The following is a 26307-nucleotide window of genomic DNA, read 5'->3' as shown; positions in this document are numbered from 1 at the left end:
TTCCATGATTCCACTAGTTGACTAGTGGAATCATGGTCTTCGAGTCGACGACGTGTCAAACGAAGAAGGGGTTGCGCAAGCGGCTCAGCTCGCCAGTGCCGCGCGCGTCCGCTCCCACAGGTCGCGGGTGATGTCGGCGGCCGGAGCGGAACGGGCCAGGCGGTAGCGCTCGCCTGCCCACAGGTGCAGCCGCTCCGCGTCCCCGCTCTTGGCGGCCGCCGCGCGCAGACCCCGGGTCAGGTGATGGACCTGCGGATACGCGCTGGGGGCGGTGGCGTCGTGGGCGTCGATGAACTGGTTGCGCAGACCGCGCGCGGGCCGTCCGGAGAACGCCCGGGTGACGACCGTTTCGGCGAAGCGCGGGTCGATGAGTGCGTCCTGGTGCGTACGCGAGGCGCCGGATTCGTCCGCCCGCAGATACACCGTGCCGAGTTGCGCCGCGACGGCACCGGCCCGCAGCACGGCGGCGATGTCCTCACCGGTGCCGAGCCCACCCGCCGCGATCAGCGGGATCCGCACCCGCTCGCGGACGGCCGCCAGCAGATCGAGCAGCGGCACCTCCTCGGGCCGGTCGTCGGCGTCGTGCGTTCCCCGGTGCCCGCCGGCCAGCGGACCCTGTACGCACAGCGCGTCCACCCCGCACGCCTCGGCGGCCACGGCCTCGGCCACCGTGGTGACTGTCCCGATGAGATAGCTACCAACCCGGTGCAGGGCCTCGACCGCGTACGGCGTGGGCAGCCCGAAGGTGAAGGAGACGACCGGAACAGGCTCATGTACCAGCACGTCGAGCTTCGCGTCCCACTCGTCGTCATCGGCCTCGTCGGTGGGGACGGGCAGCTCGATGCCGTACGCGGCTGCCTCGGGCAGCAGTTCCTCTCGATAGGCGGCCATGGCGTCGGCGGCGCTCGGAGCGGGCGGGCCCGGCACGAAGAGGTTGATCCCGAAGGGGCGGGACGTCAACTCCCTTGCTTTGTCCCGCTGTTCGCGCATGCCCTGCGCGGTGCGGTATCCGGCGGCGAGGAAGCCGAGACCGCCTGCCTCGCTCACGGCGGCGGCCAGTTCGGGCGTGGAGGCGCCGCCCGCCATGGGGGCCTGCACGAGGGGGATGGTCAGGTGGTCGGGCTGGAACGGCACGGTCGTCCTCCGTAGGGTCGGGGGTTGCGTCGTCGGACGGATCGATCATGCCCGTGGTGGCCGGGGCCACGGCAGCGTCGACGGGGCGGATTTCGGCCACTGAGGGCGTGCGAAGGCGGACCGTGACGGACCGGCACCCCGCACCGGCGGCCCCGGTGTCCTTCCGGCCAGACGCATTCTTCGGCCGTACGAAGCAAAACCCTCGTGCCACGCGGGGAGGCGACCTGGCGGGGCCCTCTCACGGGATGAGAGCCGGCCGGAGCATGGATCACGGAACGCGGTCGGTCTCGTGAGCCGAACTAGCGCCGCTGACAAGGAGTTTGGCCGATCTGGGACGGCTTTGGACGGCTTGGTCGCCGTGGCGCACGTATCCGAATGAGGCATGTGGCCATCCCCTGAGCGGGGTCGGAGGACGGGTTGATGGCCGAGGGATCCATATCGTCCGTACACGTGTTCGTCGTACGATTCCGGCCGCCCTGCGGTCGTTGCGGCCGTGGGCCACGGAGATATGGGGGAGTCATGTCCGGCGTGGAATGGGACAGATCGCGACGGGACGACGGTGGGATGCCCGATCCGGGGGCGCTCACCACGGTGGGGGAGTTCGTCCAGGCGCTCCGGGTCATCAAAGTGGTGGAGAGCCTGTCCCTGCGGGAGTTGCAGCGGCGCAGCGGCTTGCCGAGGACGACCATCGCCCATGCGCTCAACGGGGAACGCCCGTCACTTCCGCCCTGGGACCGGGTGTTGGCGCTGCTGCGGGCGTTCGGCGTGGCGGAGGGCGAGCTGGGGCGGTGGAAGGACACCTGGACGCGGATCCGGCTCACCTCGACACGGGAAGCGACGGCGGAAGCGGGTGCGGAGGCCGGTGCGGAGCAGATCGTGACCCTGATCGAGCACCCGGCGCGCGACAAGCCGCAGGGGCACGGCCAGAAACAGGACCCGGACGCGGAAGCCACGGTGGAGACGGCCGATGTTCCCGAGGCACCACGCGCCCGGTTCGGTCCGAGGCGTCGGCTGATCGCGCAGGCGGGCCTCCTCGCCCTCGGCGTGGGCGTCGGGGCGGCTGTGGTCTTCGGGATAACCGGCGCGTCGAAGAGTTCGGACCGCACGTCGGCCGCCGCGGTGGCGGCGGCGACCTGTTCGCCCGGCCTGGGCGGTCAGATCTCCGAACCGCTGCCGCCGAAGCCGACGCAGGGCGACGCCGTGCCCAACCCGCCGAAGCAGCGCCCCGCCTGGGTGGCGCGCCCCGCCTCGGACGCGCAGATCCTCGACGACACCGATGTGGACCTGCCGATCACCACGCCGGTACGGGCCGGGGACGCGCTCGTCGTCAGCGTCATGCTGACCAGTACGTGCCCGGGCCGGGTCGAGGTGACGGACACCAAGGGGGACGAGTTCCGCCTCGCGGGCGACGTGACCGACGCGCGGCGCCACCGGACCATGGTGTTCGTGGGCTTCCGCGTCCATCCGCTCACCACGGCCGACACGATCCGGGTGGTGTATCCGCACGCCAGCAAGTACCACGTCGCGGTGGACGAGTTCCGTGGCGTCAGTGAGGTGGTCGGCCACGCCGAGAGCCACGGGGAAGCCGGCGGGGCGTCCTTCAGCACCAACTACGTCAAGCTCGACTGCGCCCCCGGGGATCTCCTGGTGGCGGCGGTGGGCACCAACAGCGGTACCGCGCCGACGTTCATGGGCGACTGGAGCGCGCTGCCCGTGCTCCGACTGTCCTCCTACCGGCTGTCGACCGCGTACCGCATCGCCCCGCAGGACCGCGCGTGCGCGGCCACCGGCAGGACCACGGCCCAGTGGGGCGCGCTGGCGGTGGCCTTGCGGTAGAACGCACCGATCGCGTACGTCCGCGAGGGCCGGATCCCCGTCGGTCCTCGTGGACGGGGTGCGAGGTGACACTGTGCCGTTCGTGTAACTGTCGCGCCACAGCGGCGCGTACACGTGAACCGACCGGGGGCCCGTGGTGTGTTGAGCGGCGAGTGCCGGACGTACTGGCCGTACCCATGGGGGAGATCATGCAGAGCAAGAGCGGGCGTCACGCGGTGATGGTGGCGGCGGTGGCCGTGGTGGCCGGTGTGCTGGTGGTCGGCTGCGACCCGAGCGGCAACGGGGGCGGGACTGGTTCCGGCAACGGTGCGTCCACCGTGCCGAGCGCCAAGAATATGCCGGACCCCACGGCGCCCTCCGCGAAGACTCCCGCGTCCACGGGCAGCGGCACCCCGTCCAAGCACACCGCCGCGCACTGCACCATCAAGGACGTGAAGGTCACCCCGGCCCACCAGGCGGCGAAGCGCCCGTCGGGTACGGGGACGGGCGCGGCGGTCGTCGGTGTCGTGAACACCTCCGCCCACCCCTGCTCGGTGAAGGGTTACGTGACGGTGGCGGGCGCGGGCAACGGCGCGCCGGGCAAGAACGTCCCCCTGACCGTGCACCACACCGGCACGGCGTCCACGGTCGTGCTCGCCCCCGGTGCGCAGGCCTGGACGAAGCTCACCTTCGTGCAGGTCCAGGGCGAGGGCGACGGCTACTGCAAGTCCGGGTCGACGCCGTACTCGTACCCCACCATGGTGATCGGTGTGCCCGGTGCGGGTGCGCATCAGACCGCCATGGACGACGGGGTGTTCGCCGAGTGCGACAACACCGTCACGGTCACCGCGCTGTCGAGCACGAAGCCGGCCTGAGCCCGCTCACCCCTCAGCCGGGCAGTACACCGCGATCCGCTGGACGAGGTTGTTGGCGAAACCACCCCGGTTCCAGGGCTGGGTGAGCGGCTGGGTGTTGCCCGCGGCGTCGGTGGCGCGGGCGCTGAGGACATGGTCGCCGGGGGTGGCCGTCCACGGCGCGTGCCACCGCCGCCAGGCCCAGTCGTGCCCGTCGGGCGGGGCGAGTTCGGCCCCGTACCAACCGCGCCCGTCGTCCGTACTCACCTCTACTTTGGTGACCGGGGCGCGGCCCGACCAGGCGCGGCCCTCCAGGCGCACCGGTCCTGGGCGTACGACCCGGGCGCGGGTCATGAAGTCGGGGAAACCGGGCGGGATCATGAGCGCGCGCGGGGCGATCCGGGTGACCGGCTCACCCGCCTCGTCGGCCGACTGCCGGAAGCGGTAGGCCACTTGCTGCTGGAATCCGGTGTACGGGGTGTCCGTGAGCTCGATGTCGCGCAGCCACTTCACGTGCGCCATGCCGTACCACCCGGGCACCACCAGCCGCAGTGGATGGCCGTGTTGGGGCGGCAGGGGTGCGCCGTTCATCGCGTACGCCACCAGCACCTCGGGGTTGCTCGCCAGAGCGTCGTCCAGTGGCAGGCTGCGCCGGTAGTCCTGCTCCACACCGCGCTCGACGCCGTGGTCGGCGCCGGTGAACACGGCCTCGACGGCGTCCGGCCCGACCCCGGCCTCGTTGAACAGCGTACGCAGCGGCACCCCCGTCCACTCCGCCGTCCCCACCGCCTCGACCAGCCACGGCTGACTCACCGGCCGGGGGCTGAGCCGGGCTCGGCCGTTGCCCGCGCACTCCATGGTGACCCGGTGGGTGACGGGCGGGAAGGACCGCAGAGCCGCGAGATCCAGGGTCAGCGCGGTGCGCACCCGGCCGCGCACGGTGAGTTCCCAGCCGTCCGCGCCGCAGTCCGGGATGTCGTAGTGGACCAGTACGTAGTGCAGCCCGGGCGGTGTGAGGTCGTAGCGCAGGGCTTCGAGGGGCAGCCCGTGGTTGCGGGTGGCGAGCGCGAGTTCCTCGGGGCTGATGCCCTCGGCGGGCCCGGCGAGACGCCCCGGTGGACTGATGTCACCGATGCGGCCGTTCATGTCCCCATGGTCCCCCGTCGGCCGGGAATTGCGAGTCCAGGCGTGCGGGCGGACGCTGGAGATGTCAGCCCTGTGGCGCCCGCTCACGGCCGTGGCCGACGAGGGCGCCGGGGCACCGGCGCGCGTACCCACCGGCGGCCCAGCAGGGGAAGGGCCGGGCGGCGTATACCGTGCCGCTGAAGGAGATCGTCATGGACGGCACGACGCTGGAGGCGATGCGGACCGTGCTGCGCGGTCCGGTCATCGGCCCGAAGGACCCGGAGTACAACGAGGCCCGCACGATCTACAACGCGATGATCGACCGCAGACCGGCCGCGATCGTACGGTGCCAGGACGCCGGGGACGTCATCGACGCGGTCGACTTCATCCGCGACCACGGCCTCGAACTGGCGGTCCGGGGCGGCGGACACAGCGGTGCGGGTCTGTGCCTGGTGGACGAGGGTGTCACCGTCGACCTGTCGCCGATGCGCTGGGTACGTGTCGATCCCGCCGCGGAGATCGCGCAGGTGGGCGGCGGCAGTCTGCTCGGCGATCTCGACCACGCGGCCCACGCGTTCGGTCTTGCCACCCCAGCCGGCATCATGTCGACGACGGGCGTCGGCGGGCTCGCCCTCGGCGGTGGCCACGGCCATCTGACCCGCAAGTACGGGCTGACGGTGGACAATCTGCTGGCGGCCGACGTGGTGCTCGCCGACGGCAGTTTCGTCACCGTGGACGAGCGCAACCGCCCGGATCTGTTCTGGGCGCTGCGTGGCGGCGGCGGGAACTTCGGTGTCGTCACCGCCTTCACCTTCCGGCTGCACCCCGTGCACACCGTGGTGCTCGGGGTGACCGTGTGGACGCTCGACCGCCTTGCCGACGTGCTGAAGTGGTACCGCGAGTTCCTGCCGCAGGCGCCCGACGACCTGAACGGGTTCTACGCGGAACTCGTCGTCCCGCCGGGGCCGCCGTTCCCGGAGGAGATCCACGGGCAGAAGATGTGCGGTGTCGTGTGGTGCTGGACGGGCGACCCGGACCAGGCCGAGAAGACCCTCGAACCCATCAACGAGCCCGGCCCGCCCACCTTCCACTTCACCGCGCCCATGCCCTACCCGATGGTGCAGAGCATGTTCGACGAGCTGATCCCCAAGGGGTTGCAGTGGTACTGGCGCGGCGACTTCTTCGACCGCATCACGGATGCGTCCATCGATGTGCACGCGAAGTATGCGGAAGGTATTCCCACCGGGTTGTCGACGATGCACCTGTACCCGGTCGACGGTGCCGCCCATCGGGTGCGTGCGGGGGACACGGCCTGGGGGTACCGGGACGCGGTGTGGTCCGGGGTCATCGGTGGCATCGACCCCGACCCCGCCAACGCGGAGGTTGTCCGGCAGTGGTGTGTGGACTACTGGGAGGAGTTGCATCCGCACTCGATGGGTGGGGCGTATGTGAACTTCATCGGCGCGGGGGAGGGGGCGGACCGGGTGAAGGCGACCTACCGCGACCAGTATGACCGTCTTGCCACGGTCAAACGTACGTATGACCCGCGCAACCTGTTCCATGCCAATCAGAACATTGAGCCTGCGTGACGCTCCGCGGGTGTGCGGTTGTTCGTCTGCGGGTTGGTGGGGGCTGGTCGCGCAGTTCCCCGCGCCCCTTAAACGCGCAGCCACTACGTCAGACTGGTAGTAGGCGGGCTATCAGCGCGCTCAGCTGTTGTGCGTTGCGGCATGCGTGCATCTCCACTACGTCCGCATACGCCAGGGCCGCAGAGTCTCCCGTCGACCAGAGCGATGGTTGCTCGGGGTTGAGCCAGTAGACGCGGCGGGCCCGTTCCGTAATGCGGCGTAGGGCGGGGACGTTCGGGTCGGTCATGTTGGTGCGGGCGTCGCCGAGGATGAAGACGGCCGTGCGGGGGCCGACCGCGTCCAGGTGGCGCTCGGCGAACTCCCCCAGCGCGGCGCCGTAGTCGCTGCTGCCGTGCCAGCCCGTGACCGCCGCCTCGGTGAGGATGCGGCCGCCGAGTCCGGCGGGGTCCGCGGTTCCGTGGCGGACGAGGCCCGTGACCTCGTCGATGCGGTTGACGAAGGCGAACACGCGGACCTTGGCGAACTGGTCGTGGAGCGCTTGGACGAGGAGCATCGTGAAGTTGGCGAAGCCCGCCACCGAGCCGGAGACGTCGCAGAGCAGGACGAGTTCCGGGCGGGCCGGTCGCCTGCGGCGCAGGACCGGGCGCATGGGCACCCCGCCGGTCGACAGCGAGCCGCGCAGGGTGCGGCGCAGATCGACCTGGCCGCGTGCCGCACGCCGTCGGCGCGCAGCGAGTCGGGTGGCGAGTTTACGGGCCAGTGGGTGCACCGACCTGCGCAGTTCATCGAGTTGGGCCCGGCCGGCGAGGAGGAAGTCGACCCGGTCGGCGGTGGGCGGCAGGGCCCGGCGGGCGATCTGCTCGGCGCCGCGCCGTTCGGCGACCCGGCGGCGCGCCTCGGTGCCGACGCGCTTCCGGAACGCCTCGATCCGGCGCCGGATCTCGTCGTCGGTGAGCCGGTCCGTGAACTCGGGCCCTTCCGCGCCCTGCCCGAGTGTCGTCCGTACCCGTGCGAGCAGGGTCTGGGGCCGTAGCCGCGAGAGGGTCTGATGGGCCGACCAGCCGTCCGAGCCCGGCGACGACCCGTATCCGCCGAGGCTGTCCACGGCCTCGCCCGCCAACTGCCCCAGCAGCGCTTGGTCGTTGGCGGCCAGCGCGGCCGCGAGGCGGTCGCGCAGGTCGGCGGTGTCTCCGCCCGAGTGGTCCGGCGCGCCCACGCGGAGCGGGAAGTACAGATCGAAGACCGGGTCGAAGACGGCGCGTTGGCCCTCCTGGTGGAGCAGGGCGGCCGCGAGTCCTTCCCGTATCCGCTCCCGGTCGTCGAACCCCAGCACCTCCAGGGCGGCCGCCGCGTCGACGGTCTCGCCCGGGCCGATCCGGATGCCGTGCGTGCGCAGGCTGCGGACCAGCTCGGTGAGCCGGTCGGGCAGGGCGGTCACACGGCGTCCAGGTCGAGCTTGGCGGCGGCCTTCAGCACGTCGTCCTGGTGCTTGAGGATCACGCCGAGGCTGTCCCGTACGACGTTCTCGTCGAGGGTGTCGGCGCCGAGGGCGAGCAGGGTGCGCGCCCAGTCGACGGTCTCGGCGACCGACGGGGCCTTGCGCAGGTCCATCGCCCGCAGCGCGCCGACCACCCGTACGACGGAGGCGGTGAGGGCGTCGTCGAGGCCGGGCACCCGCATCCGTACGATCCGGCGCTCCAACTCCTCCTCGGGGAAGCCGATATGGAGGAACAGGCACCGGCGGCGCAGGGCCTCGGAGAGCTCGCGGCTCGCGTTGGAGGTGAGCACCACGAACGGGCGGCGGGTGGCGGTGATGGTGCCGAGCTCCGGCACGGTGACCTGGAAGTCGCTGAGGACTTCCAGGAGCAGCCCCTCGACCTCGACGTCCGCCTTGTCGGTCTCGTCGATCAGCAGGACCTTGGGGTCGGCGCCGCGGATCGCGGTGAGCAGCGGGCGCGGGAGCAGGAACTCCTCGCTGAAGATGTCCGTGCGCGTCTCGTCCCACGACTCGTCGCGGCCCGCGGTGATCCGCAGCAGCTGCTTGGCGTGGTTCCACTCGTAGAGCGCGCGGGACTCGTCGACGCCTTCGTAGCACTGGAGCCGGATCAGCTCCGCGCCCGCGGCTTGCGCGACGGCCTTGGCGAGCTCCGTCTTGCCGACGCCCGCCGGGCCTTCGATGAGCAGCGGTTTGCCGAGGCGGTCGGCGAGGAAGACGGTGGTGGCGACGGCGGGCGAGGCCAGATAGCCGGTCTCGGCGAGGCGCGCCGAGACGTCGTCCACGGACGTGAAGTACCCGGTCGTCATGGGATGTTCTCCTGGTCTCCGGCTCGGCGCGACGGTGCTCCGGCCCTCGTACTTGATCAGTACACGAGCCGGACCACAACAGGGCGACGCTGTTTGCGGTGAACGTCACGGTGCCGGGGCTACGGGGCCGACGGCGTCGCTCGTCGCGTGGTCAGCAGGAGGGCGATGTCGTCCGGGCGGTCCGTCGTCTGGCGGGCCCGTTCGATCAGCAGATCCGCCGTGCCGGTCAGGGACGCGCCGCCCCGGCGGGTGGGGGCGGCGGCGTGGGCCAGGGCCGCGCGGAGGCGTTCGATGCCCGTGTCGATGTCGGTGCCGGGGTTCTCGACGAGACCGTCGGTGTACAGGGCGAGGACAGCACCCGGCTCAAGGCGCAGCTGCGTCACGGGATATACCGCAGTCGGGTCCACCCCGAGCACCACGCCGCCGGACAGGTCCAGGACCTCGGTGGCACCGTCGGGGTGGCGCAGGAGCGGCTGGGGGTGCCCGGCGCGGGCCGCCTGCGCCAGCCCGGTCACGGGGTCGAGGCGGATGTAGCAGCAGCTGGCGAACTGGCCCGGGTCGAGATCGATGAGCAGCCGGTTCGTCCCGCTCATCACCTCCTGCGGGGAGTGCCCGCCGAGCGCGAACGCCCGTACCGCGCTGCGCAGTTGACCCATGGTGGCGGCGGCCTGGACACCGTGCCCCTGGACGTCGCCGATGACCAGGGCAAGGCCTTCGCCCGCCTCGATCACGTCGTACCAGTCGCCGCCCACGTCCATCCCCTGCGTGCCGGGCAGATAGCGGCCCGCCGTCTCCACCTGCGGGTGCGCCGGAAGGCGGTGGGGGAGCAGGGCCGCCTGGAGCCCTCGGGCGAGGGCCGCCTCGGTGTCGTAGCGCTGCGCCCGCTCCAGGGCCTGGGCGATCAGCCCGGCGAGCGCGGTGAGCACCGTGCGCTCCTGCGCGCTGAACGTACGGGGGATGTCGAAGCCGAGGATGCAGGAGCCGACCGGTCGGCCGGAGGCGATCAGCGGCAGGAAGGCGCGGGCGCCCTGTTCGGCGTCGAGGGCGATGCCGGGGTAGGCGGCCGCCAGCTGCTGCATGGACTCGAAGAAGAGGGGGCGGCCGCTGGTCAGCGTCTCGACGCCGGGGAGCCGGACGTCCAGGCCCACGCCGTCGAAGGGGTCCAGGAACCCTTGGGGGAAGCCGGTCTCCCAGGCCAGGTAGAGGCGGCGCTCATGGAGCAGATAGATGGCGAGCCTGCGGCCGCCGAACGCGGGCAGCAGCTCCCGCATGACCACGGCGGACACCTGCCGCGCCGTGACCGCCTCGCTGAGCGCGATCGCGAGGAAGAGCGGCGGATACAGCGGCGCGGTCGCGTTCGCCACCGCCTCGGGAGGGGGTGCGGTGCCCGCAGAATCCGCCAGGGACGCGAGCGCGGTCGGTGGCAGGGGGCCGACGGCCGCCTGGTCGGCCGCGGCGTCCACGGGCCCGGTCTCGGTCGCCGGGTCGGCCGTGGAGGCGCCCACGGTGTCCGCGTCGTGCCCCAGCGGGACCGCCGTGAAGGTCAGGCCGTCCGGGCCGGGGTAGGCGGAAAGGGACAGCCATTTGTCGTACCCGGGCCGCGCTTCCGGCTGCCCGTTGTCCGGCCGGGGGCGCCTGACCCGGAAGTGGACCGGATCCCGCGACAGCAGCGCGCCGCGCAGATGGTCCTCGTACGCGGGCCGGTCCAGCCACGGCACGGCCTGCCACAGGGGCTGGCCGAGGAGTTCCGCGCGGGGCCGCCCCAGCAGCAGGGCGGCGCGCGGGTTGACGTAGCTGATGAGCCCGAGGCGGTCGAGCGTGAAGACGCCCTCGGGCAGCAGCTCCGCGGCCCCGTCGCCCGCCGTGCCGCCGCCCATGTCGACCACGATGCCGCTGAGGCGGGAGTCGTCCGGTGCCGCGCCGCCCGGCCCGGAGAACTCCAGCAGACGCATTCCGCCGTCCGCCGCGCGCACCCGCAGCGGCCGGGGCGGCGCCTGACCGGTCTCCGCCGTCTCGTGCAGCGCGGCGAGCAGCTGGTGGGCGTCGTGCGGGGCCACCGAGGCGGCCAGTGCCTCGGGCGTGCCGGTGAAGCCCCTGGTGCCGAGCAGGGCGGACAAGGTGTCGTCGGCCGTCACCGTGCCCGTCGACAGATCCCAGGAGAACCGCCCGACACCCCCCGGCGGGGCGTCGTCGGCCGGTGGCCGTACGCTCAGCGGCTCGCCGTCCCAGACGATCTGCGGCCCGTCCTCCTCCAGCTCGGAGAGCGCGGCGCCCAGTCCCTGCGCCACCTCGGTCAGACGGTCACGGTCGAGTTTCACGGCCGTCGCGTCCGGCGTCGCGGGCCGCAGCACCGCGAGGACCCCGTACGGCGTGGATGCCCCCACCACGGGCACGTACACCGAACCGAACCGGAACGGCAGACCGGCCGCGAGCTGGGGATACCGGCGCATCGTCTCCGTGGAGTCGGCCAGCTGGATCTCCACGCCCAGGCGGTGGGCGTCGGCCACCGGGAACGGCCGGTCCATGTGCATCCGCCACCAGGGGCGGAACAGCGGCCCGGGCAGCCCGGCGAGCACGGCGAGCCGTAGCAGCCCGGGCGTGCTGGACCGCAGATACGCACCGCCCACATGGCCGCCGACCGCGCGCATCGACTCCGCCACGGCCCCGGTGAGCAGGGCGGTGAGCCGTCCAGGCGCCCGGTGCCGGCTCTCGGCGCTTCCAGTCATCGGTCTGCCCTCGTCCGCGTGCCGCGCGGTAGGTGATACAGCAAGAATGCGCCCCGGCGCCGCAGCCCCGCACTTCGGCGCCGGACCATCCGGCCCAGCCGGAATGGATCGTACGTTCGATATCTAGCGTGCCGGGACCGGGCCGCCGGGGCTCTGCTTCGGCCGGTGCCGCAGCGCCCGCACGGCCTTGCCGATGCCCCCGCTGAGCAGCAGACCCACCGCGCCGAGCACGAGCAGCGCCACCAGCGGATGCCACCACGCGGACTGCAGCCAGGGGAGCGCATGGCGGCCGACCCAGCCGATGTCCTTGCCCGTGCACTTCACATCGCAGGCGCCGGTCCCGAAGAGCGATCTGCGTCGGAAACTCATCGCGGCGACGAGTCCCACGACGACCAGTCCCACCAGGGCCGGAACGAGCCGTCGGCTCAGCCCCCAGGCGGCGAGCGCGACCAGATACACGCCGATGGCCATGACCACCGCGCCGCCCAGGCTCAGCACCCGCGTCCCGAGGACCATGGCGGCGACGCCGATCACCACGCAGACGAACCCGGCGATCGTCAGCGCCCGGGGTGCGCCGCCGAAGAGGCCGGACGCGCGATAGCCGGTCATCGTCACCGTGCGCGCGGACGTGAGGAACGGTTTGACCGACGCCGGGGACTGCTTCACCGCGGTCGCCGTGGCGGTCGCGGTGGCGAGTGCCTTCGTGACGGTACGGGTGAACAGCGGCTCGCCGAGCTCCGTCGCGAACGTCTCGTCGGGGACCGGGCAGTCCGCGAGCCGCGCGGCGATCGCGTCCGCCGTCGCCGAGATGGGCTCCGACCCGGCGCCGGAGGCCGTGGTGTCGAGCGCGGACGCGATGAGCTTGTTCTGCTCCGGGCTCCACTTGCGGGTCATGACCGCCGACGCGGCCGCCTGGGCCGCCGCCACCGCCTTGTCGGGCTGCCCGGCCGCGTCCAGTACCTCAACGGCCCATGAAGTATGGTGAGTTGACGGATTGCCGAGCACATGGCGGGCGACGACCGGCAGTTCCTCCGCCGCGATCCACCGCTGCCAGCTGTGCGCCGCCCACAGCGCGGTGAGCGGAAGACAGGTCGGCAGGGCGCGGGCATCGTCGTCGAGGAACCCCAGCTCCGCGATGACGGCGTCGCGGGTGAGCTGGACGGCGTCCTCCCCGGCGGCTTCGATGGGCCAGCCCTGCGGCTCCGTACCGTCGAGGACCTCGTCGCGCAGCCGCTCGTAGAACCACCGGCTGCGCGGGATTCCCCCGGCCGGGTCGTGGGACTCGGCCAGTGCGTGGACGCGCCGGGGGTCGAGGAGCAGATGGACGATCCAGCCCGCGCCGTCCAGGCGGCCCCAGGCCCAGTCGTTCGCCCGCCAGGACGACTTGTAGAACGCCCCGAAGTGGAACAGCTGCATCCCGGTGAGCTTCGAGGCCGCGGTGGCACGCTGCGGGGCGAGCACACTGCGGGTGTCCGCACTCACCTGGATGAGCTCGACCGGCTGCTCCACTTCCATCGCCACAGGGAGCACCGAGCGGGTGGCGACGTGGAGTTCGAAGAGGCGGTACGCGATCGCGTCGGCGTCGTCGGAGTCGATGCCGCCGCACAGGAAATGGACGTAGGTCGCGAGTTCCGCCGCCGCTTTCTGCCGCGTCCGCTGTGTGGAGTCGGGCCGGAAGGAATCCGCGCCGACCGCCGCGTGACCGCTCCGCACGTACCCGCGTAGTCGGCCCACCACTTGTGACAACTGACGCCAGCCGTCCTCAAGGGAGTTCGGCGGTGGGTCGGACGGCGGCGGTGTCGCCAGCAGGCGCGCGTACTGCCCCGCGAGGGACTGGGCGAGTTGAGGGAGGGTGCGCTGATCCCCGTCGTCGCCGTCGAATCCCTTCAGCTCGCTCTCGACGAGCTCGTCGGCCTGAGGTCGCTCGCCCGGGACGAACCCCTCGTGCACCTGCTTGTTCAGCACGGCCAGCTCGGTCCACTTCTCGGGCCGGCTGACATACGCGGCCTGCAACATCGCGAGGACCGTGGCTTTGGCGCCGTCGAACGCCGGGCGCCCGAACTTCGCCAGCCCGTCGAAATCGCGTCGGTCGGGCAGTGCCCAGTGGACGGCGACCGCCGACGCGGCCGCCTCCTGGCACTCCTCCTCGGCGCTGCGGCCCGGCGCCAGCGCCTTGCGCCAGTCGTCAGGCATCCGCTGCCCGGGCATCGTCGTCAGCGCGCGCATCAGCGCCGTCACCACGGGCTGGACGAGCCAGGTGGCCTCGCGGACGCGGTAGTCGTCCAGCACCGTCCCGGTGAGCAGGCGAAAGCCCGGGAACTCTTCGGACGGCCGGCGGTCGGCCAGCCGGGATCCGATCTCCGCCATCCGCAGCCGGGTGTCGCGCACCGCGTCCACCCGGTCGTTGTGCTGTCGCAGGGCCTTGAGGTCGGCGCTGATGCTCTGGTTCAGCACAGTGCCGAGATCCTTGAGCAGCGCCTCGCCGAGCGTCCAGGGCGCGTCGAACGACTCCTGGAGCGCGGGCGCCTGGCGCGGGTCCGGGGCCCCGCCGGGCGACGGGACGACGTACAGCAGCACGCGTCTGATGTGGCGTTCGGCCGGCCGGTCGAAGACGGCCTGGAGCACGGGGGCGATCGGCCGGTTCGCGAGCAGCCCGCCGTCCGCCACCCAGTGGTCGCGCGTGATGTCGGCGTACGGCTTCATACCCGGGTGGCGCAGGATCCCCTTCGCCGGGACGGCGGGGATCTCCTTCTCGAACGGTACGAACGCGGGCTCGAAGGCGAGGGGATACGAGGCGCTGCACCGCGCCGCGAGCGACACCATGTCGAAGGCCGCCGCGCCCTTGAGCTGCTTCTCGTCGAACGCGAAGAGCCCGCGGTGATCCACATCTTGGACCAGGGTCCCGAACGCGTCCGTGAAGCGGCTGGTCTCACCCGTGAGCAGGGTGGTGGTGATGAACAGCTCGGTCCGCGGATCCGGTTCCACAGCGGTCGTCGGCGGGCGGTACAACAGGTCCGACTGGCGCAGGCCCTTGATGCCGTTGAGCAGATCGTTGAACAGCACGCCGTCGCCTTGCAGCAGCGAGGGCGGGTTCTTCTCCTTGGGGTCCCGCAGCAGCGTCTCGAAGGCGCCGGACTTCAGCCAGAACTCCCGCAGCGGGCCCAGGTCGAACGCGTTGACCCGGGCGAGGCCGAGCAGCGCGCCGTTGATTCCCCCGGCACTCGTACCGGACAGGACGTCGATGCTGACCGTGGTGTCGAGCAGGTTGAGCAGCCGTACGTAGAGCTCCCGCACCTTGCCCTGGGGGTCCGGTGCTGCGCCGAGGTCCGCGACGAAGTCGCCTTCGGCCGGTGGATGGCGGCGCCATGCGGCCTGTTGCAGCAGATTCAGCTCGCGCGCGACACCGCCCATCCAGATGGCCAGACTCACGCCTCCGGTCATGGCGGTGGCGATACGGATCTCCTGCGTACGCGCGTCGACCGGCTTCACATCCATGCTGCTCCTCTGGGGCGGGACTGCTCTGGCTGTGCAGAACGGTCAGGCTCCCGCAAACACGGCACTTGCGGCATCCCGCCACGGCGGAGCGCCCCTCACTTTCTTCGCGCCCGCTCCCCGCTCTCGCCGAACGTACGACGGTAGGCCCCCGGCGTGGTGCCGAGGGCGGAACGGAAACGTCGACGGAGGTTGACGGCCGAGGCGAGGCCGACGCGGGTGGCGATGGCCTCGACCGGCAGATCGGTCTGCTCCAGCAGAACCCGTGCCGCGTCCAGACGTTGACGCAGCAGCCACTGGCCCGGGCTGGTGCCCAGCTGGTCGGTGAAGCGCCGGGCCAGGGTGCGGCTGGACAGTTTGGCGTGCGCCGCGAGCCGGTCGAGGGTGAGCGGGGTGTGGAGTTGGGTGGTGGCCCACTCCAGAAGGGGTGCCAGCGATTCGTCGGGGATCCTGCCGGGTGCGGGCCGCACGGCGTACTGGAGCTGGCTGCCCTCGCGGTGCGGTGGCAGGACCATACTGCGGGCTATCTCGGCGGCGTGGGCCGAGCCGTGGTCGGAGCGTACGAGGTGCAGGCACAGGTCGATGCCCGCGCCGCTCCCGGCGCTGGTCGCCACGTCGCCGTGGTCGACGTAGAGCACATCGCTGGCCACGTCGACCGCCGGGAAGTCGGCGGCGAGCTGGGCGGTGCGGCGCCAGTGCGTGGTGGCGCGGCGGCCGTCGAGCAGCCCGGCCTGGGCGAGGACGAACGCGCCGGTGCAGATGGCGACGATCCGGGCGCCGCGTCGATGGGCCGCCCGCAGCGCGTCCAGGATGGCCGGCGATATCTCGACCCCTGGCTGCTGCCAGCCCCAGCCGGGTACGACCACGGTGTCCGCCGCTTCCAGGGCGTCGAGCCCGGCCTCCACGAGCATGGTGTAGCCGACGGTGGTCGGGAGCGGCCCGGGGTGCTCGGTGCACACCTGGAACGCGTAACGGCTGGGCAGTTCCGGCCGCTCGGTGGCGAAGACCTCGGAGGCACAGGCGAGTTCGAACGGTGACTGGGGTGAATTGAGCAGAGCCACGACACGGTGACGGTCCATGGCGGGAATGTACCCGACGATGTCTTTCTGGACTCTACGGCGCGGGGCTCGACTCGATCACAGTGGAGTCATGAGCGAGATCACTGAAACAGGACCGTTGAAGAGCGTCGTGCAGGTCGAGGAGGTGGAAGGCGTCGTGGTGGCACCCGGGATCGTGCAGCGCAGGGTGGGCGGCACCGACCACGCGCGCGGCTGGCTGGTCGACTTCGCGCCGGGCAGCGAGTGGCCGGGGATCGACTCCCACACCACCGAGGAGCGCTACTACGTGCTCAGCGGGGAGGTCATCGAGGGCGAGGAGCGCCACGGGCCGGGCACGTATGTGGTGTTCGCGCCCGGCAGCTCGCACCGGCCGCGCAGTGAGAGCGGGGCGCAGATTCTGGGGATCACGGTGCTCTGAGCGCGCCTGAACGCACGAGTGGGCCGGAGGCACGATGCCTCCGGCCCACTCGGCCGCGCGAAGTCGGGACTAGCGTGCGGCGTGCCCGCTCGCCAGCGGCCACTCGCGGTTCAGCGCGCCCAGCGGGATGCGGCGCTCGATCACAGGCGTCCCGAACAGCGAGAGCTGGAAGTGGAGTTGACCGCTCAGGTCGAATCCGCCGTACAGCACCCAGGCGCCGGACGCCGAGGTCTTGCCGTCGCTGGACGCGGTGGCCTTGGCGTCGGCCTCACCGCGCAGATACGGGGCGAAGTCGGCGCTGACGCCGACCGCGCCGTACAGACCCACCGACGCCTCGGCGCCGAGGGCGCCCTTGACGCGACCGGCGGCCGTGACGCCCGCCGTCACCGGGGTGCTGTGCACCGCCGAGGTGCTGACGGGGGACCAGCCCTTGCCGGCCTTGTAGCTGCCGCCGACGCGGAAGTCGCCCTTGACGTCCTGCTGGACGTCGAGCGTGACCTTGCCGTCGGCCTCGACCTGGACGTAGCAGGTCAGGTCGAGGTTGACGACGACGGGCACCGGGCCGACCTGGATGACGGGCGCGCTGTGCAGCTTGGCGAACGGGATGCGCTTGGGCTGGCCGGTGCTCGCGGCGGCGCGGCCCTGCAGCGCCCACTGCGAGGACCACTTGCCGCTCATACCGAGGAACGCGGAACTGGGACCGAAGCCGGTGCTCTTGCTGCCGTCGTACGAGAACTCGACCTCGGGGGCGAGCTGCACGAAGCCGGAGACGGAGGCACCGGCCGAGGCGGGAGCGTCCTTGGCGGTGTCCACGGCGGCGTTGACATCGAGGCGCAGGTTGCCGAGGGGCAGCTTCGCGCCCTTCGGGCCGAAGTTCAGGCCCTCGCCCTTGGCCCAGGAGAAGGTGACGCCCTTCATCAGGGGCAACACGGTGACCGACGACGGGTCGACGGGGACCTTGCCGTCGGCCTTGTCCTCCTTGAGCACGGAGGCCAGGGTCGTGTCGGCGGTCTTGACCTCGGTGCCGTGCTCGGTCTTGCCGACGACCTCGGTGACCTTCGCGAGCAGGCCGTTGGGGGCGCCCGGGGCCGGTGCGCTGGCGATGATGTCGCCGACCGCGACGGGCTTGTCGGGCGCGGGGGAGTGGCTCGGGGAGTGGCTGGGCGATCCGGGGCGGTGCTGCGGCGCCGAGGATATGACGGCCCGTTGCTTCGCCTTGTCGTAGGAGGCGACCTTCAGCGTGGACTTCTCCGGCTGGCCCTTGCCCGAGCGGGTGCGGGCGATGGAGGTCGGCGCGGACGACTCCAGCGGCGCGGCGGCCACGTCGAGCTGCTGGGTGTCGTCGGCCGCAGACGCGGTGGTGGAGGTGCTGCCCGGCTCGGCCGCGCTGGTGTGCCCCGAGGAGGAGCAGCCGGTGGCGGCGAGCGCCAGCGCGGTCAGACCGGGGACGAGGAGGCGTCTGGTGAGGATGCGCACGTAGGTGTGACCTTCACAGTGAGGGGGGTGGGGCGTTACTCATGAGTAACGGAAAGGTGATCATGCCATGTACGCCCGGTGGCAGTCACATCGAGACGGCCGCCAACTCGCCCTCCGCACGGGAAGGTTGAAGCTTCATTTACGCAGGGTGTGCGCGCCCTGCGTGTGAGGCATCGGTGTGCGCGGTGTGACGGCCTCCGTTCAGGCGCGCGGTGCCGTGCGCTGCCAGGGGTTGAGCCGTTCCAACTGGGCGACGAGGTCGAGAAGCTGATGCTCGGAACCGGGGCGCCCGACGAGCTGGATTGCACCGGGCAACCCGGTCGGCAGCAGGCCGAACGGCATGGCCAGGGCCGGTCGGCCGGAGAGGTTCCACGGCGGGGTCATGGGTGAACAGAGGGTGTTGACCGCGATGTTGGCGAGCCAGCCGCGCTCGTGCCAGGCCTGGGCCCTGTACGACCCGGGTGCGCCGTGTCGATACCGCGTGGATCTTCACCTCCGCCCTTGCGCCGAGCCCGGCCCGGGCTATGGACACGGTGTGCGGGCTGGGGCAGGCTCCGGCGCCATGACAGCTGACCAGATCGGCCCAACTTCCCTACCAGCAGGACTTGGTGAGGCGATACGTGGCACCGCGGACGACATCGCGGTACTGCTGCGCGAGGTCCGGGACACCGCCGTTCCGGTGCCCGGCCTCACCTGGACGCTGGGGGAGACGGCGGCACACCTCGCCCTGGCGAACATGCTGATGGCCGACCTCGCGGCGGGCCGCGAGCACGGCTACGGGGACGGCACGGTCGAAGGTATCGCGGCGGCCAACGAACGCGCGCTCGCCGAGTTCGGCGAACGCGCGGCGCGGCCGTTGGCGGAGATGATCGTGGCGCAGACCGGGGCGTTCCTCGCAGCGGACCGTGGTACGGCACCGGTGAACACCCCCATGGGCACCATGGGTCAGGTCGTCCTCGGCTCGTATCTCCTCACGCACATGCTGGGCCACGGGTATGACATCGCCCGCGCGGTGGGCCGCCCGCACATGCTCGACCGGCGGCGTGTCGAGCTCTCGCTGCCCTTCATGGTCGAGGCGATGCCACGGGTGGTCGACCCCACCACCGCACGCCGCCTCACCGCGCGCTACACGGTCCGTCTCTGGGGCGGAGCCCGGTTCGGCGTGACGTTCGACAACGGGGCGGCGACGGTCGATCCGGTCCCCTCGGGCCGTGCGGACTGCACCATCTCCATCGAGCCCGTCACGTTCCTGTTGATGGCGCTCGGCCGGGCCGATCCACGCGGCGCCGTCGCCCGGGGGCGGGTGCTGGCCTGGGGCCGTAAACCCTGGCTCGCGCCGCGCTTCCCGACGCTGTTCAAGGCGCCCTGAACACCCCTGACACCGCGTACGACAAACGCCCTCGACACCGCGTACGACAATGGGCGGGTACACCCACCACCCCACCCGAGGAGCCCTCTTGTCGTCACAGCCGTCTGCCGGCCGAATCCGCCGGAACGCCCGGGCGCGGGCGATGGTGCTCGCGGTGGCGCTGCCGCTGCTGGCCGCCGTCGCCGTCGAGCCCGCGCACGCTCAACCCCTCGCGCAGGTGCAGCAGCAGGCACCGGCCGCCGCCACCATCACCGAGGGGCAGGTCAAGGAGGTCGCCCGGGGCGGTGTGATCACGTATCCCTCCGTCACCAGCTGTCTGACCGTGACCGTACGGCTGCGCGGCGGCGGTCTGGTGGGTGCGCACGCGAGCCTGTTCCAGGTGCCGGGCGAGCTCCGGTCGGACGAGATCCTGCCCGCCGTACGGAAGGCCGTCGCGGGCCGTGCGGTGCGGGCCGTCGAGGTGCGGGGCGCGGTGGGCGCCTGGAATCCCGGCTACTTCACCCGGGCGATCGAGAGTTACGGGGACGGCGAGGCGGTGCCGGTTCCGCAGGGGCGGGACTTCGACGGTCTGGCGCGCGCGGTGGCCCGGCAACTGGGGCAGCCCCGTGGCGCGGTGAGCGTCGAGGACGTACCGGACGGGGACCAGATCGTCCGCTGACCAGCCCCCGGATCCGCTCGGGGGTTATCCCCACCGAGGTCGTCGTGCCTACCGGATGGGATCATGGAACGGGCTCAACCACCCTTGTTCCATGACCGCTTACCGCAATCGAAGCCTCGCCGTCGCCCTCTCCGCCGCAGCCGTCGCGACGGCCCTGACCGCCACCGTCGCCCCGACGGCCCACGCCGGGACGGGTGGCCCCGAGGTGCCCCAGCTCGACTGGACTTCCTGTGCCGGGGCGGGCGGCCAGGAGTGCGCACAGCTGCCCGTGCCGCTCGACTACCGCCACCCGGACGGGCCGACCCTCACCCTCGCCGTGACCCGGCTGCGCAGCGACAACCCCGACAAGCGGCGCGGGGTGCTCCTCGCGATCCCCGGCGGCCCGGGTGGGTCCGGGGTCGGGCTGCTGAAGGAGAAGGGCGACGCCCTGCGCAAGCGGATGGCGGGCGCGTACGACATCGTCAGCCTCGACCCGCGCGGGGTGGGCGGCAGCACGAAGGCGAGCTGTGAACTCACCCCGGATGACCGGATGTTGGTGAATGTACGGTCTTGGCCCGGCCAGGGCGGCGACATCAGCGCGAACACCGAGAGGTCCCGCCGCGTCGCCGACGCCTGTCACCGCAACGGCGGCGCGGTGCTGCGCAGCTTCACCACTCTGAACGAGGCCCGCGACATCGACCTGTTCCGGCAGGCTCTCGGCGAGCGCAAACTCTCCGGGTGGGGCACCTCGTACGGAACGTATGCCGGTGCCGTGTACGCGCAGCTCTTCCCGCAGCACACCGACCGCTGGGTGCTGGACAGCAACGACGACCCGAACCCGAACCGCGTCGGGCGCGGCTGGCTGGCCAACGCGGCGCAGGGGACCGAGGACCGGTTCCCCGACTTCGCGGCGTGGGCGTCCGACCCGGCGCAGGAGGCCAAGGGGCTGCGGCTGGCCGAACGCGCCGAGGACGTGCGGCCGTTGGTGCTCGGCCTGGCGGAGAAGCTCGACGCCGCACCGAGGAAGACGACCACGAAGGACGTCCCGCTCACCGGAAACATGCTGCGCCAGACGCTCCAGATCGCCCTGATGAGCGACGACTCTTTCCCGATGATGGCGCAGCTCGTCAAGGAGGCCCAGGAGCCGACGGCGACGCCCGCCCTGCCCCCGTTCCTGGCCCAGCCGCTGAGCGACGAGTCCGTGGCGGTCATGTTCGGGGTCGTCTGCAACGACGTCAGCTGGCCGACGCAGGTCTCCTCGTACGAGCAGGCGGTCGCCGCCGACCGCGTCCGGCACCCGCTCACGGCCGGGATGCCGGTCAACGTCACACCCTGCACGTTCTGGCAGGACGGGGCCGCCGAGAAGCCGGCCCGGATCACCGCCGACGGCCCGTCCAACGTCCTGCTGATCCAGAACCGGCGGGACCCGGCGTCGCCGTACTCCGGCGCTCTGAAGCTGCGTCAGGCCCTGGGCGACCGGGCCCGTATGGTCACCGTCGACCACGGCGGCCACGAGGTGTACCTGGCCAACGGCAACCCCTGCGCCGACCGCACGGTCACCACGTTCCTCACCACGGGCCAGCGCCCGGAGGACAGCGTCTGCGAGAACTGACGGCCATTCAGCTGGTGAAGCCGATGTGCACGTGGTCGTGGTGGGTGGCGTCGGAGAAGTACTGGTTGGCCGTCGCGCCGCCCGAGAGCTGAACCGGCCCGCCCACGTTGTACGAGCCCGCGGCGGCGGCCGCCCGCATGAACGCGGTGATCAGGCCGCGCGAGGTCGCCGGATCGACGACCGGGTGGCCGTCGATGCGCCAGACGTCGAAGGCCCGGCCGAGCGGATGGTCGCTCGGCCGGTCGGTGCCGAACACGTCCAGCGGGTGGCCCGACCGTACGACGCTCACCGACACCCGGTAGTCGCCCGCGAGACGGAGCATCGCGCTGAGCACGCTCTCGTGTACCTGGCCGCTGCGGATGTCGGCGGCCGAGGCGGGCGGCAGCTCGATCCGCGACTGGGCGAGCACCGCCCGCGCCGAGGCACCGAGCGCGGCCGGGGGCCCCGGGTTCGCGGGGTGCAGGGAGGTGACACCCCAGCCGGTGGAGGCGCGGCTCAGCCGTACGTCGACGGTGGTGCCGCCGTCCTGCACGGCCGCGTCCGTCCTGGTGCTCTGCGCGCAGACCACCAGGACGCTCGCGGAGTCGGCGAGGATCCCGCCGTACTGGGCGTCGATGACCCGGACGACGGCCGCGTCCGCAGTCGGGGTCAGTGGTCCGGCCTGGGCGGCGAGTGCTGCGGCGAGCCGGGTGGGGATGCCGAGGGCGGCGGCCCGGGCGGCCGCGTTGCTCTGTCCGCCCTGCCCGGTCGGCCAGGTCCCCAAGGTCTCGATCAGGCGGACGGCGGCGACCTTCGCGGCGGGCTCGACCTCGCTCGCGCCCGGCTTCCACGGCACGGCGGGCGGCAGCGTCGCTCCGGCGCTCGCTGTGGAGCCGGACGCGGTATGCGAACCGGCGGGGGATGGAGAACCGGCGGCGGACGGGGAACCGGTGGGCGGCGACGTCTTCGTACTCGTCGAGCAACCGGCCGCGCAGGCGCACCACGCGGCGGTGCCCAGGAGCAGGGAACGCCGTCCGACGGCTGGTGGCTGGTTCTCGCGGTGCGCGGGACGACGTGCCATGACCGCTCCTCGGACGACGCACGGTGTGCAGATGGTGTCCACTATCCGCCCCACGCCCCCCGGCGGCGACGAACGCCTCTCCGCGACTACTCCGGATGCGCCAACGCCCCGTGACCGATCATCACGTCGGAAAGCTGCCGGACCCGGCCCCCGGGCGGCTGCTGGACTGTCGGGACGAAGACCGGCGGACCACCAGCCATGGGACGGGACCACATGAGCACAGCCACCACCACCCCCTCGACCTCCGCAGGCCGTGCCGCACGGCGACCACCCCTGTCCGGTTGGCTCGCGGTCCTGTCGGTCACGGCGGGCCTCTTCTCGATCGTGACCAGCGAGATCCTGCCGATCGGTCTGCTCACCCCGATCGGGTCCGACTTCGGGGTCTCGGACGGTACGGCGGGTCTGATGATGACGATGCCGGGGATCCTCGCCGCCCTGGCCGCGCCCGCCGTCACCCTGGCGACCGCCCGCATCGACCGCCGTTTGATGCTGTGCGCGCTCGTGCTGCTGCTCGCCGTGGCGGACTTCCTGGCGGCGGCCGCGCCCGCGTACTGGCTGGTGGTCGTCTCGCGGGTGCTCGTCGGCGTGACCATCGGCGGCTTCTGGTCGATAGCGGTCGGACTCGCCGAGCGGCTGGTGGGGCCGGAGTCGGCAGGGCGGGCAACTGCCGTGATTTTCGCGGCCGTTCCGCTGGGATCGGTACTGGGCGTGCCGGTCGGGACCCTGGTGGGGGACCACGCCGGATGGCGAACGTCCTTTGCCCTCATGGGAGTTGTCTCAGCAGCGGTGTTCGTGGCGTTACTCGTGGTCCTTCCACCGCTGCCCGCCCTGACGGCCGTCCGTCCCGCCGTACTCCGTGCCCTGCTGCGCGCCACCGGCATCCGGCGCACGCTGGTTGTCACCTTCCTGATCGTCATCGCCCACTTCGGCGCGTATACGTATGTGACGCCGTTCCTGGAGCAGGTCACGCGGGTCGGCCCGGGTGCGGTCACGGGTCTGCTGCTCGTGTACGGGGCCGCCGGTATCGTCGGCAACTTCCTCGGCGGTGCGATGGTCACCCGCCATCCGCGTGCCGCCTTCGGCGGGGCCGCTGCGCTGGTCGCCCTGGCTGCTTCGCTGCTGCCCGTGCTGGGCGGTTCGGCCGTGGGAGCGGTGCTGCTGCTGGTCGTGTGGGGGATCGGCTACGGCGCTGTGCCGGTCTGCTCGCAGACCTGGTTCGCCGTCTCGGCGCCGCGTGATGCGGAGGCGGCCGGGATGCTGTTCACCGCGTCGTTCCAGGCGACGTTGTCCCTGGGAGCGCTGTCCGGCGGGGTGGTCGTCGACCACGCCACACCGTCGGCGGTCATGCTGCTCGGCGGATCGGTGGCGGCCGCCGCCGCGCTCGCGACGACGGCCGTGGGCCCGGGCGGGCGGCGCCGTCCCCGATGAGGACGGCGCCGCCGTGGGGCGTTACGGGACGGTCGGCGCCGGGTGGACCGCCCAGTCGGCCGCCCCCCGGGGCTCGAAGCCGTCGGCCGGGTCCAGCGTGAGGGTGGTGAGCCGGGCCTGGGCGTCCAGGATCGCGACGACCACGCGGCCCTCGGCGTCCAGGACGGCGGAGGGGGCGTGCACCAGCGGGCCGCCGCCGAGCGGGATCCACCGCTGGCGGACCGGGCTGCCGTCGAGCGGCTGGATCGAGAGGCTCAGCCCGTTGTCGTCGGTGCGCTGGACCACGGCGGCCTCGCCGGTGGGGAGCAGCACATGGGCGACCGGGCCGAACCCGGGGGCGGTGTCGGCGATCTCGGGCTGGGTGTCCCAGGTCCCGCCCGCCTCGCGCTGACGGTTGACCAGCAACCAGCCGGTCCCCGGCTGCCGCGAGATCATCATCAGTCGGCCGTCCGACTGCTCAAGCAGCGTCACCGGCGCCGCGGGCCGCGCCAGCTGGGTGCCGTAGTCGCGCTGGAACGGGCCGCTGGGCGTCTGCTGGTACCAGCGCAGCATGCCCATGCCGATCATCCGGCTGGTGGCGTAGAGCTCGACGGCCCCGTCGCCCTTGGTGACGGCGGCCGCACCCTCCAGCGCACCGCCCTGGAGGTCGCCCCACGGCTCCCAGCCGCTCGGGGTGTACACCCGCGAGCTCAGTCCGGTGCCGAAGTTGCGGATGACGACCTGGATGCCCTTGTCGGTGGCGGCGACCACGGGCATGCCGAGCGCCCGGCGGCGCGGCTCGTGCTCCGCCGACGTGCCGTACGGGCTCTTGAGGTCGGTCCAGGCGCCGAACTCGCCGGTGGCGGCGTCCTGGACGACGTGCATGAGGTCGCGCTGGTGGGCCTCGGGCGCGGCGCCGAGCGTGGCGCGCACCGCGATGACATGGATGCGGCCGCCCGCGTCGCGCACGGCGTCGAGCCGGTCCAGGCAGCGGCCCTCGCCCCGGGGCCACTGCCCGAGCGCCTCCGGTCCCGACCAGGTCTCGCCGCCCGGCCGGTCCTGCGTCCACATCACCGGACGGCCGCCGAGCACCGCGAAGGCGGTGAGCCGGCCGTCGGCGCGCTGCTGGAGCCAGCTGGTGCTCGGCTGCCAGCGGTAGCTGGTGCTCTGTCCGTAGAAGCGGTTGTACGAGCGGTTGCCCAGCACGCGGTCGCCGCACATGCCCGGGGCCTCGCGGCACTCGTGGCCGTCCTCGCCGCCGTACACCGCGAGGTAGGAGAACTTGCGGGCGGCCTGCTGGGCGCTGAGGTTGTTCGGGCGGAGCTTGTTGCAGTAGCCGAGGTAGCTCTCGACGGCGGGCTTGCACACCGGGTTGGTCCGCTCGTACGCCTCAAGGGCGGCCAGGGCGAAGCAGGCGGCGGCCGTGTGGTCGGAGTTGTCGGCGTAGGCGATGTGACCGGTCGCCTTGTCGATGCCGGTGCGCTCCGGGTCGGGGTTCATGACCCGCACGACACTGGGCGCGTACGTCTGCAGGATGTCGGTCAGCGTCTCGATGACCCCGTCGCGCGTGAGCGGCCGGCCGTCGCTCTTGGCGGGTATGGGGCTGTCGGTGGGCCGCAGGGTGGCCAGGCGCGGGTTGAGCCCCCGCCACAGACCCATGATGCTCTCGCCATTGGTGCCGAGGCCGGTGCGCAGGTTGAGGAAGATCAGGGTGACATCGCCGTCACCGAGCGTGCTGATCTCGGCGGTGACGCCCTCGCGGACCTTCATGGTCGAGCGCTGCCAGTCGGCGCGGCGGTTCCCGGTGACCATGGCGGCGTACGCGGCGCGGATGCCGTGCTGGCGCGCGGCGGTGTATCCCGCGAAGTCGGGCACGGCGGTCTTGCGGCCGGGGTCGTCCGTGGGGAGGTTGATGCCGTCGGCCTCGCCGGTGGTCAGATACACACTGACCATGCCCACCCCCGACTGCAGGGACTCCAGCAGGTCCGGCGTCATGAAGTACAGGTCGTCGTCCGTGTGGGCGCAGATCTGCAGATGGGGCGCGGCGGTCGTGGGCTGCCGGGGTTGCGGCAGCGAGGGTGTGGTGAAGCGCTTGAGAAGACGCATGGTCGGTAGTGGCCTTTCCTGAGCTCCGATCGGTGGGGCGGTCGGTCCTTCGGACGGGAGCGCAGCGGACGCACAGGAGGTCGCACGCTCCTGCGTGTGGTGCTGATATGGGTGATGTGGAATGC

Annotated in this window: 19 protein-coding genes and 1 pseudogene; 8 read left to right on the top strand and 12 right to left on the bottom strand. The window is 72.1% G+C overall.

Going from position 1 to position 26307, the window contains the following annotated elements; translation table 11 throughout:
* Positions 1–84: 84 nt before the first annotated feature.
* Positions 85–1134: an NAD(P)H-dependent flavin oxidoreductase gene (locus ACT1U9_RS00550; RefSeq protein ID WP_444536361.1), complete on the bottom strand. Its 1050-nt coding sequence runs from the start codon at positions 1132–1134 to the stop codon at positions 85–87.
* Between the two features lie 564 nt (positions 1135–1698).
* Here ACT1U9_RS00550 and ACT1U9_RS00545 point away from each other — a divergent pair.
* Both ACT1U9_RS00545 and ACT1U9_RS00540 read left to right on the top strand, forming a co-directional pair.
* Positions 1699–2970: a helix-turn-helix domain-containing protein gene (locus tag ACT1U9_RS00545; protein WP_444536360.1), complete on the top strand. Its 1272-nt coding sequence runs from the start codon at positions 1699–1701 to the stop codon at positions 2968–2970.
* A gap of 188 nt (positions 2971–3158) precedes the next feature.
* On the top strand, positions 3159–3824 hold the full coding sequence (locus ACT1U9_RS00540) for a DUF4232 domain-containing protein (RefSeq protein WP_444536359.1): 666 nt from the start codon (positions 3159–3161) through the stop codon (positions 3822–3824).
* A gap of 6 nt (positions 3825–3830) precedes the next feature.
* Here the strand turns inward: ACT1U9_RS00540 and ACT1U9_RS00535 are convergent, their stop codons facing one another.
* A complete protein-coding gene (locus ACT1U9_RS00535; protein WP_444536358.1) occupies positions 3831–4949 on the bottom strand; it encodes a sulfite oxidase in 1119 nt (372 codons plus the stop codon).
* Between the two features lie 64 nt (positions 4950–5013).
* Complete coding sequence (locus ACT1U9_RS00530) at positions 5014–5142, bottom strand: hypothetical protein (RefSeq protein WP_444536357.1); 129 nt, start codon at positions 5140–5142, stop codon at positions 5014–5016.
* Here ACT1U9_RS00530 and ACT1U9_RS00525 point away from each other — a divergent pair.
* Positions 5141–6517 carry an FAD-binding oxidoreductase gene (locus tag ACT1U9_RS00525; RefSeq protein WP_444536356.1) on the top strand — a complete coding sequence of 459 codons (1377 nt, stop codon included), beginning with the start codon at positions 5141–5143 and terminating at the stop codon, positions 6515–6517. The genes ACT1U9_RS00530 and ACT1U9_RS00525 overlap by 2 nt on opposite strands.
* A gap of 88 nt (positions 6518–6605) precedes the next feature.
* Here the strand turns inward: ACT1U9_RS00525 and ACT1U9_RS00520 are convergent, their stop codons facing one another.
* From ACT1U9_RS00520 to ACT1U9_RS00500, 5 genes are all read right to left on the bottom strand, one after another.
* Entirely contained in the window at positions 6606–7955 is a 1350-nt protein-coding gene (locus tag ACT1U9_RS00520) for a vWA domain-containing protein (protein WP_444536355.1), read from the bottom strand.
* Positions 7952–8821, bottom strand: coding sequence for an AAA family ATPase (locus tag ACT1U9_RS00515; RefSeq protein WP_444536354.1), 870 nt, complete (start codon positions 8819–8821; stop codon positions 7952–7954). Before ACT1U9_RS00515 ends, ACT1U9_RS00520 begins: the two co-directional genes overlap by 4 nt.
* Positions 8822–8940: 119 nt before the next feature.
* A complete protein-coding gene (locus ACT1U9_RS00510; protein ID WP_444536353.1) occupies positions 8941–11547 on the bottom strand; it encodes a SpoIIE family protein phosphatase in 2607 nt (868 codons plus the stop codon).
* Between the two features lie 123 nt (positions 11548–11670).
* A complete protein-coding gene (locus ACT1U9_RS00505) occupies positions 11671–15042 on the bottom strand; it encodes a patatin-like protein (RefSeq protein ID WP_444536352.1) in 3372 nt (1123 codons plus the stop codon).
* Positions 15043–15137: 95 nt separating this feature from the next.
* Positions 15138–16118 (bottom strand): GlxA family transcriptional regulator, encoded by a 981-nt coding sequence (locus ACT1U9_RS00500; RefSeq protein WP_444536351.1) that lies wholly within the window; start codon positions 16116–16118, stop codon positions 15138–15140.
* 70 nt (positions 16119–16188) lie between these two features.
* Between ACT1U9_RS00500 and ACT1U9_RS00495 the strand changes: the two genes are divergently transcribed.
* A complete protein-coding gene (locus ACT1U9_RS00495; RefSeq protein WP_444536350.1) occupies positions 16189–16515 on the top strand; it encodes a cupin domain-containing protein in 327 nt (108 codons plus the stop codon).
* Positions 16516–16584: 69 nt separating this feature from the next.
* On the opposite strand, the gene ACT1U9_RS00490 is transcribed toward ACT1U9_RS00495, so the two are convergent.
* A complete protein-coding gene (locus ACT1U9_RS00490; RefSeq protein WP_444536349.1) occupies positions 16585–17991 on the bottom strand; it encodes a hypothetical protein in 1407 nt (468 codons plus the stop codon).
* A 201-nt stretch (positions 17992–18192) separates the two neighbouring features.
* Positions 18193–18438, bottom strand: a pseudogene (locus tag ACT1U9_RS00485) (amidase family protein); the annotation flags it as partial.
* A gap of 115 nt (positions 18439–18553) precedes the next feature.
* On the opposite strand from ACT1U9_RS00485, the gene ACT1U9_RS00480 reads away from it, so the two are divergent.
* The 3 genes from ACT1U9_RS00480 (at position 18554) to ACT1U9_RS00470 (ending at position 21609) form a co-directional block, all read left to right on the top strand.
* On the top strand, positions 18554–19360 hold the full coding sequence (locus ACT1U9_RS00480) for a maleylpyruvate isomerase family mycothiol-dependent enzyme (RefSeq protein ID WP_444536348.1): 807 nt from the start codon (positions 18554–18556) through the stop codon (positions 19358–19360).
* An 88-nt stretch (positions 19361–19448) separates the two neighbouring features.
* A complete protein-coding gene (locus ACT1U9_RS00475; RefSeq protein WP_444536347.1) occupies positions 19449–20018 on the top strand; it encodes a hypothetical protein in 570 nt (189 codons plus the stop codon).
* A 91-nt stretch (positions 20019–20109) separates the two neighbouring features.
* Positions 20110–21609, top strand: a complete 1500-nt coding sequence (locus ACT1U9_RS00470; RefSeq protein WP_444536346.1) for an alpha/beta hydrolase — start codon at positions 20110–20112, stop codon at positions 21607–21609.
* A 7-nt stretch (positions 21610–21616) separates the two neighbouring features.
* Here ACT1U9_RS00470 and ACT1U9_RS00465 read toward each other — a convergent pair whose 3' ends face one another.
* Positions 21617–22669: a hypothetical protein gene (locus ACT1U9_RS00465; RefSeq protein WP_444536345.1), complete on the bottom strand. Its 1053-nt coding sequence runs from the start codon at positions 22667–22669 to the stop codon at positions 21617–21619.
* A gap of 213 nt (positions 22670–22882) precedes the next feature.
* Between ACT1U9_RS00465 and ACT1U9_RS00460 the strand changes: the two genes are divergently transcribed.
* On the top strand, positions 22883–24097 hold the full coding sequence (locus ACT1U9_RS00460) for an MFS transporter (RefSeq protein ID WP_444536344.1): 1215 nt from the start codon (positions 22883–22885) through the stop codon (positions 24095–24097).
* A 21-nt stretch (positions 24098–24118) separates the two neighbouring features.
* On the opposite strand, the gene ACT1U9_RS00455 is transcribed toward ACT1U9_RS00460, so the two are convergent.
* A complete protein-coding gene (locus tag ACT1U9_RS00455) occupies positions 24119–26182 on the bottom strand; it encodes a PIG-L family deacetylase (RefSeq protein WP_444536343.1) in 2064 nt (687 codons plus the stop codon).
* Between the last annotated feature and the right edge of the window lie 125 nt (positions 26183–26307).

The organism is Streptomyces sp. BR1 (assembly GCF_052373795.1).
Lineage (GTDB): Bacteria > Actinomycetota > Actinomycetes > Streptomycetales > Streptomycetaceae > Streptomyces.
This window is presented reverse-complemented; position numbering and strand designations above follow the sequence as displayed.